Below are 12900 nucleotides of genomic sequence, written 5' to 3' on the forward strand. Positions count from 1 at the left end.
CAACCGCCGGCCCACCGACGCGCTTTCCGTGGTCATGTCTCAGACGGCGGGGCGGGTAGTGCCGCGTGGTAGCGGGACCTCGTGGTCATCGACGGCGCACCGCACTCGTCGTGAGCGGTGTTCACCGCTGCCGCTGCCTGGCTGTGCCTGCCGTGCATACGCCGAAGCGCCCGAGGAAGGGACTCCCACGGGCGCCGGGTGTTGAGCGCTCTGGTCAGGCGGTGTGGGTGGGGTAGTCGGTGTAGCCGGCCGCGCCGCCGCCGTAGAAGGTGGCGGGGTCGGGGTCGTTCAGGGGTGCGCCCGCGCGTATGCGCTCGACCAGGTCGGGGTTGGCGAGTGCCATCGAGCCCACGGTGATGACGTCGGCGATGCCGTTGTCGATGTCCTTGGCGCGGGTGGCGATGTCGGTGCCGGCGCGGTTGAGGATCAGCGTGGTGGGCCACAGCTTGCGGAGCGTGTGCAGGAGTTCCTCGTCGCCGCCGTGGGCGAGGTGCAGGTAGGCGAGGTCGAGGGGGGCGAGGGCGCGTACGAGGTGCGGGTACAGCTCGTGGGTGTCGTCCTCGGTGAGGTCGCCGAGCTGGAACGGGTTGCCGGGCGAGAGCCGGATGCCGGTGCGGTCGGCGCCGATCTCGTCGGCCACGGCGGTGGCGACCTCCACCGCGAAGCGGATGCGGTTGTCGAGGGAGCCGCCGTACTGGTCGGTGCGCTGGTTGGTGGTGGGGAAGAAGAACTGGTGGACCAGGTAGCCGTTGGCGCCGTGGATCTCGACGCCGTCGGCGCCGGCCTCGATGGCGGCCGCGGCGGCCCGCCGGAAGTCGTCGACCGTGGCGGCGACCTCGTCGGTGGACAGGGCGCGCGGCTCCGGCATCTCCTGCATTCCGGAGGCGGTGAACATCTGGCCCGCCGGCCTGATCGCGGAGGGGGCCACCGGCTGCCGGTGGTGGGGGGTGTTGTCGGGGTGGGAGATGCGTCCGACGTGCATGAGCTGGATGACGATACGTCCGTCGGCCTTGTGCACGGCGTCGGTGACCTTGCGCCAGCCGGCGATGTGCTCGTCGGTGTGGATGCCCGGGGTCACCGGGTAGCCCTGGCCGTCGGCGGAGGGCTGGGTGCCCTCGGTGATGATCAGGGCGTGCGAGGCGCGCTGGGCGTAGTACTCGGCGTTGAGATCGGTCGGCACGCCGTCCGGGGTGGCCCTGCTGCGGGTCAGGGGCGACATCGCCAGCCGGTGCGGCAGAGAGATCTTTCCGGCGACGGTCGGGGTCCACAGGCTGTCGAGCATGCGTTGCTTCCTCAGGTTGGTGGTGGCGGACATCCGGTGGGCCGGGCGTTCCCGGTGGCGAGACCGAGGGGACATCCGCCAGGAGCATGGATGGATTGCATTACGTTCATACTGTTTTACTGGGTGACGGGCGGCACAGGAATGGCAGGTACTGCCGTGAAGGGCGTACTTCAGGAACCGCTCGGGATACTGGAACCGCACTCCGTGCCCGGCACCCGGTCGGTCGCGGGTGCGGCCGGGGCGCTCAGAGGGCTTCGCTGACCCGGCCGATGTACTCGCCCAACTGGTACTCGACGTCGAGGCCTTTTTCGGCGACCAGCGCGCCGAGCCCGACCGCACGCGCGCCGAAGCCCGGCTGCGTGAGCGTGCCGGCGAACTCGCCGAAAGCCGCGACCAGGTGGGCGTCCGGCGGCAGCGTCGCCCGGTTCACCTGGGACTTCGCGGTCGCGATTGCCTGCCGGTCGAAGGAGGCGAGACGGGCGACCGTCGCGTCGACGAAGGCGTCGAGCTCCGCGTCGGGCAGGGTCCGGGTGACCCAGCCCCAGCGCTCGGCGATGTCGGCGTCGTAGTCGGCGCTGGTCAGGATCGCCTCCAGTGCGCGGTCGCGACCGATCGAACGGGGCAGGCGTTCGCCGCCGCCACCGCCGGGGACGAGGCCGAGGCCGACCTCGGGCTGGCCGAAGAACGCCTTCTCGCGGCTGGCGTAGCGCAGGTCGCAGGCGAGGGCCAGCTCATTGCCCGCGCCCCGGGTACGGCCCCGGATGGCCGCGATGCTGACGAACGGAGCCTTGGTCAGCCGCAGGACCATGTCGGTCCACAGCGGGTTGTCGTCCTCGTGCTCGGGCAGGGGGAGGTCGGCGGCCGCGCCGGCGTCGAAGTGGTTGATGAAGAAGTCGGGGAGTTCGCTGGCGAAGACGACGACCTGGATGTCCGGGTCGTTCTCGAGGTCCGCGATGATCTTGTGCAGTGTCACGATCGACTCGGGAACCACCAGGTTCACGGGAGGATTCGAGAACGTGATTTTCGCGGTCCGCGGAGTCGTCCGCTCAAGGCGGATCGTGCTGGGCTGGCTCATGGCGTGGTTCCGTTTCGTGTTTCGTAGGGGGCTTGGGCTTCGGCTTGGGTTTGGGTTTGGGTTTGGGTTTGGGTTTGGGCGCGGGCTTCGGCTTGGGTTTGGGCTTGCGTGGCCGTGATCGCGGTCGGTGACCACGGAGCTATCGCCTGATTACTCAGGGGAGTTGCGGGTAGAGCACCGAGACGCCCCCGGACAGGGCTGCCTGTGCCTGGCGGGCCGCGTTGTCGGCGAGGATCTCGTAGGCGCCGGCGGCGATGCCGTCCACGGCTATGCGCGCGATGTCGGCGGGGTCGGACTTTTCCGCGTCGACGGTACGGACCATGTCGGTGTCCATGTAACCCACGTGCAGACCGGCCACGCGGATGCCCTGGTCGGCGAGTTGCACGCGCAGGGTGTTGGTGAGCGACCACTCCGCGGACTTGGCGGCGCAGTAGGCGCCGAATTCCGGGAAGCTGACCCAGGACAGGCCGGACAGGACGTTCAGCATGGCCCCGCCGCCGTTGGCCGCGATCTGGGGTGCGAAGGCGCGGGCCACCGTCAGGGTGCCGAGGTAGTGGGTGTTCATCTCCAGGCGGATGTCGTCCAGGTCGGCGGTGAGCAGGTCGGCGCCGGTGGAGGAGCCCGCGTTGTTGACCAGGACGGTCACATCGCCGGTGGCCTTGGCGGCGGCCGCGACGGAGGCGGGGTCGGTGATGTCGAGCGCGATCGGCCTGGCGCCGGGCAGGTCGACCTGGTCGGGGTTGCGGGCACCGGCGTAGACGGTGGCGCCGCGACTGAGCAGCTCGGCGGCGAGGGCCCGGCCGAAGCCCCGGTTCGCTCCGGTGACAAGGGCGGTGCTGGCGGAGAGGTCCATGAAGGTTCCCGGTGAAGTGGAGAGGAGATGACCAGAGCGCTGAGGGCACGACCCGACGCGGGCCCAGGTCCATTAAATTACGATCGTAAGAGTAAACAGGCCGAGTGGGTGATCGCAACCAACCGCACTGGTGAATGACGCTGAGCAGTCAAGGAGCTGAACGATGCGGGCAAGGCGGCGCGCCGGTGGGGGCTTGTCGCGCAGTTCCCCGCGCCCCTAGGTAGGTGATCGGCACCCCCTGTTGACAAGGAGCGCCGAGTCGCTTTTAGGGGGCGCGGGGAACTGCGCGACAAGCCACGGACGGCCCGCAGCCGACCACGCGCAGAACCCCCCACCCCCTAAGTCACTTGCTGGCCTTCGCAAGCCCGAGCGCATAAGAAGCCCACCACTGCCCGGCCTTGGGCCCCCCCTTGCACTCCCCGTCCGACTCCCCCGGCCGCTTGACCCACAGATACGCGTCCACCAGCGGATCAGCCGTCTTCACCGTCGGAGACTCCCCCAGTGCCCTCCCAGGCGGGTTGCACCAGTTCTCCTCGGCCTTCCCGCCGGTGTAGGGCCCGTTGCCGTTGCGGGACGTGTCGACCACGAAGTGCTTGCCGCCCACCTTCGCCGACAGTTCCTTGCCGTACGCGATGGAGTCCGCCGTGGAGTAGAAGTTGGACACGTTGACGGAGAACCCGTCCGCCTTCTCGATCCCCGCCCACTTGAGGGGCTCGAAGATCTGGTCGGGATGCGTCCACCCGGCGTTCCCGGCGTCCAGGTACACCTTGGTGTTCGGCAGCGCCGACAGCGTGTCGATCGCCCCGCTCAGCAGGTCGTACCGCTCCTCGTGGAACTCGTCCTGCGTGCACCCGTCCACGAGGTGGAGGATCGCGTCCGGTTCCAGGATCACCGTGGCCGCACGGTCGCCGATGCCCTTGGCGACGCCGTCGATCCAGGCGCGGTAGCTGTCGCCGTCGGCGGCGCCTCCGCTGGAGTACTGGCCGCAGTCGCGGTGCGGGATGTTGTAGAGGACGAGGAGTGCGGAGCGGTCCGCCTTCTGCGCGGCCTCCGTGAAGCCTCGGGCCTCCGCCTCCGGGCTCTCCGGGCTGATCCACTCGCCGGTCGGCTGCTCGGCGATCTTCCGGATCTGCTCGGCGTCCGTCGTCTTGTCGTTCTTGACGTACGCGGCGACCTGTTCCGCCGCGTTGCCGTCGGGGTTCACCCAGAACGGGTTGGTCCCCTTGGGCTGTTGGGTGATCCTGGCTGCCGCCTCCTTGGCCGGCTCGTCGCCGTCCCCCTTGTCGGCGGACGAGGAACAACCGGTGAACAGCAGTGCCGCCCCCAGCACCGCCACGGACGCCCTCCCCCAGGGCGCCCCCTTACTGCCGAACATCGAACTCCCCCTCGGGTGCACTGTCCTGGTCCCCCCTGGATGCAGTGGCGTAAGCCTCAATCCTGACATAGGTGGCCGGGCGCCCACGAGATCGTCCGTTCGTTGTCGGCTAGCTGTTACAGCGTGTTCGGGCGGGGTATCCGGACGTCTCCGGCCCCGAACGGCGGGGCCCGGGGCGGCAGCTGAGGGCGGGGCTGAGGGACAGTTCGTTGAGCCGTCCACTACCCGCGTACCTGCGTGAATGACGCAGAGCCACCACACGGGGACTTGGCGTTAATCTCCCCTAGGCCTGGGCGCTCATACGTTCTACAGTCGTGCCCGGGCGGCCCAGCCCGGGCCAACAGTTCACCGTCCGCGTTTCGGGGGCGGGGACGGAACCTCCCGCGCCGGTCGCCGGGTTACTCCCGCAGCCCGAGCGCGCGCGGTCGAGGGCCGGCCCGGTCGGCGGCCATGGGGGGAGCGGGTCGCCGACCGGGCAGGGCGGGGGCATGGGGGCTCTCCGGAGACACGGGTTCAGGCTGTTCAGGCTGTTCAGGCTGCCATTCCTGTCAGGTACGCCGACACGATCACGTTCGCCGTGTAGGTGCGGGTGGCCCGGTCGAACGTACCGCCGCAGGTGATGAGCCGTAGCTCCGCGCGGCCCGACTGCCGCGTGCCGTAAGCCTGTTGGGCGTCGAAGCGCTCGCGCGGCAGGACCCGGATGTCGTCGACGGTGAACTCGGCGACCTTGCCGTCCGACCGGGTGACGCGGATCGTCGCGCCCGGCCGCAGGGTGCTGACCTTGTAGAAGACGGCGGGGCGGCTCTCGGTGTCGACATGCCCGACGAGCAGCGCGGCACCGGCGGCGCCGGGCCGGGTACCGGATCCGTACCAGCCCACGACGCCCGCCTGGTCGAAGGGCGGCGGGTCGATCGCGCCGCGCCGGTCGAGGCCGCGGGCCACCACCGGGGCCTGCACGCCCAGTGCGGGGATGTCCACGCGCTGCGGCAGGGCACCGCTCAACGGCTCGTGCGCGGGCGGGAGTTCGGGGTCCGGAGGGCGGCCCACGGCGGCTACGTCGCCGGTGGTGGGCGCGGATATGCCGTGGCGTACGTCGGTCACCTCGCGGCCCCACAGCCACAGCCCGAGGAGCAGCAGCGCCCAGGCCACGCCCATGGTCAGGCGCGCGGTGCCGGAGGAGCGTTCGTGGTCGTGGTCGGCGTAGGACATGACGGGTCAGTCCGTCCCACGGCCCCGGCGGAAACCGCGCACCGCCACGACGACCGCCGCGACGCCCGCGAGGACCAGCCCGACCACGGCCTGCCGGGTGCCGGGGCCCGCGCCGCGCGCGTCGTCGGCGAGGCGCTCGGCGGCGGCGAGTTCCTCCGCCGCGCCACCGCCACCGGCGGGCACGGGAGCGACGGGTGAGGCGGCGCCGCGCGAGGGCCCGGCCGAGGGGTTCGTGGAGGGACGGCCGGGGGACGGCTTTCCGGCCCCCGCACCCGGCCCTCCCTTCGCGAACACGGCGAGCGCGCCCTTGACCTTGCCGTGCTGTCCGTCGCAGCCGACGGTGACGTCGTACGTGCCCGGTGCGAGCGAGGAGCGGACGCGGGACCCGCCGACGAGCGCGCCGTCCGGCCCCTGCGCCGCGAGCAGCACATCGGCGACGAACGCCGCGGACTTCGCGGTCCCCGTCTTCCCCGTGCAGCCGCGCACGACCAGCCGTACGTCGGTGCCTGGCGCCGGGGAGGCCGGGGTCACCGTGACGCCCCCGCCGGCCGCGTACGCCACGGGCACGGCGGTGAGCGCGGCGGCGACCACGGCACCGGCACAGAGAGTGAGTCGCATGGAACTCATCGTGAACCTCCAGACACCTGGAGACTCCTCCTCCGGGCGGCGGTCCGCATCTCCGGAGCGGGTACGGCTGCTCCGTACGGGTTGCGACGGGTTTGGAGGCGTACCCGAAGGGCCGCCGAAGGGCCGCCCGAAGGTCTTGCCAGGGGGCGGGCTCAGACGCGGTCGACGAGGTCCGCGATGGAGTCGACGATCTTGGACGGGCGGTACGGGAAGTTCTCCACCTGGTCGGGGCCGGTCAGGCCGGTGAGGACCAGGAAGGTCTGCATGCCGGCCTCGATGCCCGCCAGGACGTCGGTGTCCATGCGGTCGCCGATCATCGCGCTCGTCTCGGAGTGAGCGCCGATCGCGTTCAGTCCGGTCCGCATCATCAGGGGGTTGGGCTTGCCCGCGAAGTACGGCTTCCGGCCGGTCGCCTTGGTGATCAGCGCGGCGACGGCACCGGTCGCGGGCAGCGGACCCTCGGTGGAGGGGCCGGTCTCGTCCGGGTTGGTGGCGATGAAACGGGCGCCGCCCTCGATCAGGCGTACGGCCTTGGTCATGGCCTCGAAGGAGTAGGTGCGGGTCTCGCCGAGGACGACGTAGTCGGGCTCGTGGTCGGTGAGGATGTACCCGATGTCGTGCAGGGCGGTGGTCAGGCCCGCCTCGCCGATGACATAGGCGGTGCCGCCGGGGCGCTGGTCGTCGAGAAACTTGGCGGTGGCCAGCGCCGAGGTCCAGATGTTGTCGACGGGCACCTCGAGGCCCATACGGCGCAGGCGGGCGTGGAGGTCGCGCGGGGTGTAGATCGAGTTGTTGGTGAGCACCAGGAACGGCTTGCCCGACTCGCGCAGCTTCTTGATGAAGGCATCGGCGCCGGGGATCGGCACGCCCTCGTGGATGAGCACACCGTCCATGTCGGTGAGCCACGAGTCGATGGGCTTGCGGTCTGCCATGTCCGGGTCTCCTGCTCCTGCACTGCTAGTCGCGTTGCGATGCGATGCGATGCGTTGCGATGCGTCCTGTTGCGGTTGTTGCGCATCGTTGCCGTACACGCGTACGAGATGGCGCGTGCGCCCCAGACTGTCACAGGCCGGATCTTGGGGGAATGGCCGGTTCAGGTCCGTCCCACGCCTCGGACCCGGGCGATCAGCACGACACCGCCGCCGGTCAGCAGCAGCGCGCACGCGATACCGGCGAGGCGGAGCGCGGTCTCGCGGCGACCGGTGCCGGCCAGCTCACCGGTGTGCGCCGGCCCGTCCCGTACGCCGGGTACGGGACGGGCCGAGGGCGGCCGCGACGCGGGATCCGACTCCTTCTGCGGCTCCGACGTCGACGCCTGGTCCGGGGCGAGGACGCGGAAGCGGTAGTCGTTGGACTGGCCGACCCAGTCGCCGTCGTCGGCGTGCCGCTGGACGACGGCCGCGTTGGCGACGATGTCGTTGGCCACCGCTCCGGCGCCGATGGCGAGCCGCACCTCCACGGAGAGGGTCCGTCCCGGCCCGACGGTGAACCCGGGGAATCCGTCGCCGTCGAAGACCCCGATGGTCTCGTCGGCGTCCGTGGCCTCGAACCGGACGGGGTAGGGGCGGGCGCGGTGCCCGTCGTAGAACTCCAGGCGGGGCTGAGCCGCCGTCAGGGCACGGCGTTCGTCGACGAGTACGAGGACGGGGTGGATGTCCGTGCAGGTGCGGGCGGTGTTGTTGGTGAGGTCGAGCCGCCAGGTCCGGTGCTCGCCACCGGCTTCGTAGGCGGCGGGGCCGCCGTGGATGCGGGTGGTGAGGGGGAAGTCACGGTCGGTGGGAGTGGCGGCGGCACAGCCGGCCGCGTGCGCGGGGACGGCCAGGGCTCCGGGTGCGGCGAGGAGGGCGGCTGTCGCGGTCGCGGTGACCGTTGCGGTGATGGTGTTGGTGACGCAGGTACACAGTCGCATGAACACATGACCATGCCGGAGAGGTGGGGGTGTCGGGCGACACCGCTCCGGGGCGGGCGGGGCCACGACCCGAACGGGCCCGCGAATGCGCCCGATCGGCGGAGACCGACCAGGGACACGGGGTCCTCCCGTTTCCCCGCCCGCCCCTCCCCTTACTCCGCCCGCCCGAACAGTGGTCCGAGGAGGAGTTGGGCCGCGCCCTCCGCCACTCCGCGTGCTCCGCCGGGGGCGACCTCGACGGGCACCGCCCGGTCGGCGCCCTCGCGCCGGGCGCGCTCGGCGAGAACGGCGGCGACTCCTCGTACGAACCGTTCCGGCTGCTCGGCGACGGTACGGCCGCCCAGCAGGACCCGGTCGATGTCGAGCAGCCCCACGAGGTTGGCGGCGCCGGCGCCGAGCACCCGGGCGGCCTCGTCCAGGTCGCCGCGAGCCACCGCGGCGAGGCACAGCGCCTCGATGCAGCCGCGGTCGCCGCAGCCGCAGGGGGGCCCGTCGAGCTGGATGACCTGGTGCCCGAACTCCCCGGCGCCGGTCCTGGCCCCCCGGTGCAGCGCCCCGCCGATCACCAGACCGGCGCCGAGCCCCGTACCGAGATGCAGATAGGCGAAGGAGCCGCCCTCTCCCCCGACCGCCAGCCCGAGCGCGGCGACGTTGGTGTCCTTGTCGACGGCGACCGCCATCCCGAGCCGCCGAGCCAGGGCGTCCCGCAACGGAAACCCGTCCCACTGAGGAAACCCGGTCACCCGATGCAGCACGCCCCGGGCGTGATCGAGGGGCCCAGGCAGAGCAACGCCAACCCCAAGCAGAACCCCGACCTGGAACCCCACCCGACGGGGCCCACCGGACCCCCCGCGCCCCCCGGACCCACCGGACCCCCCGGACCCGCCCGACCCCCCGGACCCACCGGATCCCCCGGACCCCCCGGACCCCCCGGACCCGCCGAGCTCACCAGAACCCTCGGGTCCGCCGGAACCGCCCAGCTCGCCGGGCCCCTCGGGTCCGCCGACCCCTGGGTCCCCGCTCGACCAGCCGAGCCCCGCAGAACCCCGGAACCCGCCAACCCCACCGACACCCCCGGCCCCGCCGGGCCTTTCGCCCTGGCTGGACCTGTCGAGCTCCCCAACCACGCCGGCCCCACCAGACCTACGGGCCACCCCGGAACCACCGGACTCCCCGGACCCACCAGACCCGCCGGACCCGCCGAACCCACCAGACCCGCCGGACTCCCCGCCCACACCGACCACACCGACCCCGTCAGCCCCCCTGAACTCCCAGGAACCACCAGCCCCGGACCCACCAGGCCCTCCCGCCCCCCAGCCGAGCAGCAGCGCCCCCACCTCCGCCGCCACCCCCTCGATCACTGTCTCCGCGCCCGCGCCCAGGTTCAGGGGTGCCCTGCGTTCCCCCACCACCGTTCCCGCCAGGTCGACCAACACCACCCTCACCTCGTCGCGGTCCAGGTGGACGCCCACCGCGTGGCCCGCCTCCGGGACCAGGCGCAGTACCGTGCGGGGTTTGCCGCCTGTCGAGGCTCGGTGGCCCGCCTGCGTGGACAGGCCCTCGGCGCGCAGGCGGGCGGTGATCTTGCTGACCGCCTGGGGGGTCAGACCGGTCCGCTCGGCCAGTTCCAGGCGGCTGATGCCCTCCGGGCCGGCCGCGCGCAGGAGGTCGAGGACGAGCGCGGTGTTGTGGCTGCGCAGGGCCGGCAGGTTGACCCCCGGTGCCGCGGCGGCGGGATCCCCGCCTCGGTTCGGGAGGGCGTTCGTCCTGTTCACGCTGCTCACGCTCGTCACGTGAACATTGTCCTCGCTGCTTGCACTTTGGCAACAGCGTTGCGAAAGTGGACGGCATGACTGGTACGACTGGCACACCCCTCCGCGTCGGCCTCGTCGGCTACGGCCTCGCGGGCTCCGTCTTCCACGCCCCGCTGATCGCCGCCACCGAGGGCCTCGTCCTCGACACGGTCGTCACCGGGAACCCGGAGCGGCAGGCGCAGGCCCGCGCCGGGTTCCCGGACGTACGGATCGCCGGCGCCCCGGACGAGCTGTTCGCCCGCGCCGACGAGCTGGACCTCGTCGTCGTCGCGTCCCCGAACAAGACGCACGTCCCGCTGGCGACCACCGCCCTCGAGGCCGGCCTGCCCGTCGTCGTCGACAAGCCCGTGGCGGGCACGGCGGCCGAGGCGCGAGACCTCGCCACCCTCGCCGACCAGCGCGGACTACTCCTCTCCGTCTTCCAGAACCGCCGCTGGGACCACGACTTCCGCACCCTGCGCAAGCTGCTCGCGGAGGGCGAACTGGGTGACGTGTGGCGGTTCGAGTCGCGGTTCGAGCGGTGGCGTCCGCAGACCAAGGGCGGCTGGCGCGAGTCCGGCGACCCGGCGGAGTTCGGCGGACTGCTGTACGACCTCGGCAGCCATGTCGTCGACCAGGCACTGGTCCTCTTCGGCCCCGTCGACTTCGTGTACGCCGAGACGGACATCCGCCGCCAGGGCGCCGAGACCGACGACGACACGTTCATCGCGCTCACCCACTCGAGCGGCGTCCGCACCCAGCTGTACGTCTCCGCGACCACCGCTCAACTCGGCCCGCGCTTCCGGGTGTTGGGCTCGCGCGCCGGATATGTGAAGTACGGCCTCGACCCGCAGGAGGACACCCTGAAGTCGGGCGGGCGGCCCGGGGACGCCGGCTGGGGGCTCGAGCCCGAGAGCATGTGGGGGCGGGTCGGGGCCGGAGAGTCCCCGCTCACGGGCGGTGGGCGGCCGGAGCCGACCCTGCCCGGCGCGTACGAGAAGTACTACTCTGCGATCGCCGCGGCCCTGCGCGACGGCGGCCCCAACCCGGTGACCGCGCTGGAGGCGGCAGCCGCGCTCGACGTACTGGAAGCGGCTCGGCGTTCCGCGAACGAGAAGGTGACGGTGACCCTGCGATGACCAGCCAGAAGCCCGGCCAGCACCTCGGCCACAAGGTGACCGGACAACCGTCCCTCGGGCCGCGCATCGCGCCCGAACTCACCCCGAGCGTCGAGGAACTCGAAGCGCAGGAACGGCACTTGGTGTTCCCGCAGTTCTCGCACGAGGACGCCTGGACACTGGGTTCGCTGCTCGTGGAGCTGGCGCGGGAGCGGCAGGCGCCGGTGGCCATCGACATCCACCGGGCCGGCCAGCAGCTCTTCCACGCCGCGCTGCCCGGCTCGACCCCCGACAACGACGCCTGGATCGACCGCAAACGCCGGGTCGTGGAGCGGTACAGCGCCTCCTCCTATCTGGTGGGCGCCCGGTTCCGCGCCAAGGGCACCACGTTCGAGGCGGACTCACGGCTCGACCCCGACACCTACGCGGCCCACGGCGGCTCGTTCCCGATCACGGTCGAGGGCGTCGGCGTGATCGGCTCGGTGACGGTGTCGGGGCTGCCCCAACTCCAGGACCACCGCATGGTGGTGGAGGCGTTGGAGACGTTCCTCAAGGTGTAGTAGAAGGCGCTCCCCGGACATTCGTCGGGGATGCGCCGGGAATACGCCAGGAATGCGCCCGGAATTATCTCGAGGGTCCCTCCGTTTCACGGAGCCGTAGCTCGGCATCCGGACTCGGAGGGACAGACAACCGATGAACCAGGTCAGCGCCTCGCAGCTCGGCACACTGAAGGAAACCGTCGGGCGGTACGGCATCTGGAGTTTCGCGATGCGCGCGGAGGATCCCGAGGGAGCCACCGAGCGCGCCGAGGCCGCCGCCGAACTGGAGGAACTGGGCTTCCCTGCCCTCTGGTTGGGCGGCAACCCGGGCGTACGGCACGCCGTTCCGCTCGTCGAGGCGACCTCACGGCTGATCGTGGCGACCGGCATCCAGAGCATCTGGGACTACGAGGCCGCCGAAACGGCGTCCGCCTACGCGGAGTTGGAAGCGAGCCACCCCGGCCGCTTCCTGCTCGGCCTCGGGGTGAGTCACGCCGGGATGGCGAAGCGGTACCGTCGCCCGTACGCCTCGATGGTCGAGTACCTCGACGCCCTGGACGCGGCGGGCCGGCCCGCCGAACGCCGGTTGCTGGCCGCGCTCGGCCCGAAGATGCTGGAGCTGTCGCGGGACCGCGCCGCCGGCTCGCACCCGTACCTCGTGACCCCCGAGCACACCGCGCAGGCCCGCGCCGCGCTGGGCGAAACCCCGTTGCTGGCACCAGAGTTGAAGGTCGTACTGGACTCCGACCCGGACCGCGCCCGGACGACCGCCCGAGGCACCCTCGCCATGTATCTGACGCTGCCCAACTACACCAACCACTTCCTCCGTATCGGCTTCACCGAGGACGACTTCAAGGACGGCGGCAGTGACCGTCTCGTCGACGCGGTGTTCGCGTGGGGTGACGACAGCCGGATACGTGAGCGCGTCGACGCCTTCCACACGGCTGGCGCGGACCATGTCACCCTCCAGGTCGTCGATAACCGCCCCGGGGGCGTCCTCCCCCGCGAGGGCTGGCGCCGCCTGGCCGACCTCCTGAAGTAACCGGAGAAGAGGCAGGGGGTCCCAGGAAGTCCGGGAGACGTGAGAGAGACGTAAGGGACTGGAGGGGATCTGCCCAGG

The 12900-nt window shown here is 71.6% G+C and carries 11 protein-coding genes and 2 pseudogenes; 3 read left to right on the forward strand and 10 right to left on the reverse strand.

The genetic code is table 11. The features are described 5' to 3' along the window. Positions 1–214: 214 nt before the first annotated feature. The 10 genes and pseudogenes from ABZ855_RS22960 to ABZ855_RS23005 all read right to left on the reverse strand — a co-directional run. Complete coding sequence (locus ABZ855_RS22960; protein ID WP_360809570.1) at positions 215–1282, reverse strand: alkene reductase; 1068 nt, start codon at positions 1280–1282, stop codon at positions 215–217. A gap of 244 nt (positions 1283–1526) precedes the next feature. Continuing rightward, on the reverse strand, positions 1527–2357 hold the full coding sequence (locus ABZ855_RS22965; protein ID WP_360809572.1) for an enoyl-CoA hydratase/isomerase family protein: 831 nt from the start codon (positions 2355–2357) through the stop codon (positions 1527–1529). A 154-nt stretch (positions 2358–2511) separates the two neighbouring features. Beyond that, entirely contained in the window at positions 2512–3210 is a 699-nt protein-coding gene (locus ABZ855_RS22970) for an SDR family oxidoreductase (protein ID WP_360809574.1), read from the reverse strand. A gap of 343 nt (positions 3211–3553) precedes the next feature. After that, the gene (locus tag ABZ855_RS22975) at positions 3554–4585 is read right to left on the reverse strand and encodes a glycoside hydrolase family 6 protein (RefSeq protein WP_360809576.1); all 1032 of its coding nucleotides are present in this window, start codon (positions 4583–4585) and stop codon (positions 3554–3556) included. 531 nt (positions 4586–5116) lie between these two features. Then, positions 5117–5794 carry a class F sortase gene (locus ABZ855_RS22980; RefSeq protein ID WP_360809578.1) on the reverse strand — a complete coding sequence of 226 codons (678 nt, stop codon included), beginning with the start codon at positions 5792–5794 and terminating at the stop codon, positions 5117–5119. 6 nt (positions 5795–5800) lie between these two features. Further along, on the reverse strand, positions 5801–6421 hold the full coding sequence (locus ABZ855_RS22985; RefSeq protein ID WP_360809580.1) for a hypothetical protein: 621 nt from the start codon (positions 6419–6421) through the stop codon (positions 5801–5803). A 152-nt stretch (positions 6422–6573) separates the two neighbouring features. After that, the gene (locus tag ABZ855_RS22990) at positions 6574–7353 is read right to left on the reverse strand and encodes an HAD-IIA family hydrolase (protein ID WP_006373991.1); all 780 of its coding nucleotides are present in this window, start codon (positions 7351–7353) and stop codon (positions 6574–6576) included. A 161-nt stretch (positions 7354–7514) separates the two neighbouring features. After that, on the reverse strand, positions 7515–8330 hold the full coding sequence (locus ABZ855_RS22995; RefSeq protein ID WP_360809582.1) for a hypothetical protein: 816 nt from the start codon (positions 8328–8330) through the stop codon (positions 7515–7517). 152 nt (positions 8331–8482) lie between these two features. Then, positions 8483–9136, reverse strand: a pseudogene (locus ABZ855_RS23000) (ROK family protein); the annotation flags it as partial. Between the two features lie 516 nt (positions 9137–9652). Next, a pseudogene (locus tag ABZ855_RS23005) lies at positions 9653–10039 on the reverse strand (winged helix-turn-helix transcriptional regulator); the annotation flags it as partial. A 140-nt stretch (positions 10040–10179) separates the two neighbouring features. Here ABZ855_RS23005 and ABZ855_RS23010 point away from each other — a divergent pair. From ABZ855_RS23010 to ABZ855_RS23020, 3 genes are all read left to right on the forward strand, one after another. Next, a complete protein-coding gene (locus ABZ855_RS23010; RefSeq protein WP_360809584.1) occupies positions 10180–11262 on the forward strand; it encodes a Gfo/Idh/MocA family oxidoreductase in 1083 nt (360 codons plus the stop codon). Further along, positions 11259–11801, forward strand: a complete 543-nt coding sequence (locus ABZ855_RS23015) for a heme-degrading domain-containing protein (RefSeq protein WP_360809586.1) — start codon at positions 11259–11261, stop codon at positions 11799–11801. The genes ABZ855_RS23010 and ABZ855_RS23015 overlap by 4 nt, the downstream gene beginning before the upstream one ends. Positions 11802–11934: 133 nt before the next feature. Then, a complete protein-coding gene (locus ABZ855_RS23020; protein ID WP_360809588.1) occupies positions 11935–12822 on the forward strand; it encodes an LLM class F420-dependent oxidoreductase in 888 nt (295 codons plus the stop codon). Positions 12823–12900 lie beyond the last annotated feature (78 nt).

It is taken from the genome of Streptomyces sp. NPDC047042 (genome assembly GCF_040644035.1).
In the GTDB taxonomy this organism is placed as follows: domain Bacteria; phylum Actinomycetota; class Actinomycetes; order Streptomycetales; family Streptomycetaceae; genus Streptomyces.

Bases quoted from the DNA above. Each gene is read 5' to 3' on its own strand.
- ABZ855_RS23015 (WP_360809586.1), top strand. From the start codon at position 11,259: ATGACCAGCCAGAAGCCCGGCCAGCACCTCGGCCACAAGGTGACCGGA.
- ABZ855_RS23010 (WP_360809584.1), top strand. From the start codon at position 10,180: ATGACTGGTACGACTGGCACACCCCTCCGCGTCGGCCTCGTCGGCTAC.
- ABZ855_RS22960 (WP_360809570.1), bottom strand. From the start codon at position 1,282: ATGCTCGACAGCCTGTGGACCCCGACCGTCGCCGGAAAGATCTCTCTG.
- ABZ855_RS22965 (WP_360809572.1), bottom strand. From the start codon at position 2,357: ATGAGCCAGCCCAGCACGATCCGCCTTGAGCGGACGACTCCGCGGACC.
- ABZ855_RS23020 (WP_360809588.1), top strand. From the start codon at position 11,935: ATGAACCAGGTCAGCGCCTCGCAGCTCGGCACACTGAAGGAAACCGTC.
- ABZ855_RS22980 (WP_360809578.1), bottom strand. From the start codon at position 5,794: ATGTCCTACGCCGACCACGACCACGAACGCTCCTCCGGCACCGCGCGC.
- ABZ855_RS22985 (WP_360809580.1), bottom strand. From the start codon at position 6,421: ATGAGTTCCATGCGACTCACTCTCTGTGCCGGTGCCGTGGTCGCCGCC.
- ABZ855_RS22970 (WP_360809574.1), bottom strand. From the start codon at position 3,210: ATGGACCTCTCCGCCAGCACCGCCCTTGTCACCGGAGCGAACCGGGGC.
- ABZ855_RS22975 (WP_360809576.1), bottom strand. From the start codon at position 4,585: ATGTTCGGCAGTAAGGGGGCGCCCTGGGGGAGGGCGTCCGTGGCGGTG.
- ABZ855_RS22995 (WP_360809582.1), bottom strand. From the start codon at position 8,330: ATGCGACTGTGTACCTGCGTCACCAACACCATCACCGCAACGGTCACC.
- ABZ855_RS22990 (WP_006373991.1), bottom strand. From the start codon at position 7,353: ATGGCAGACCGCAAGCCCATCGACTCGTGGCTCACCGACATGGACGGT.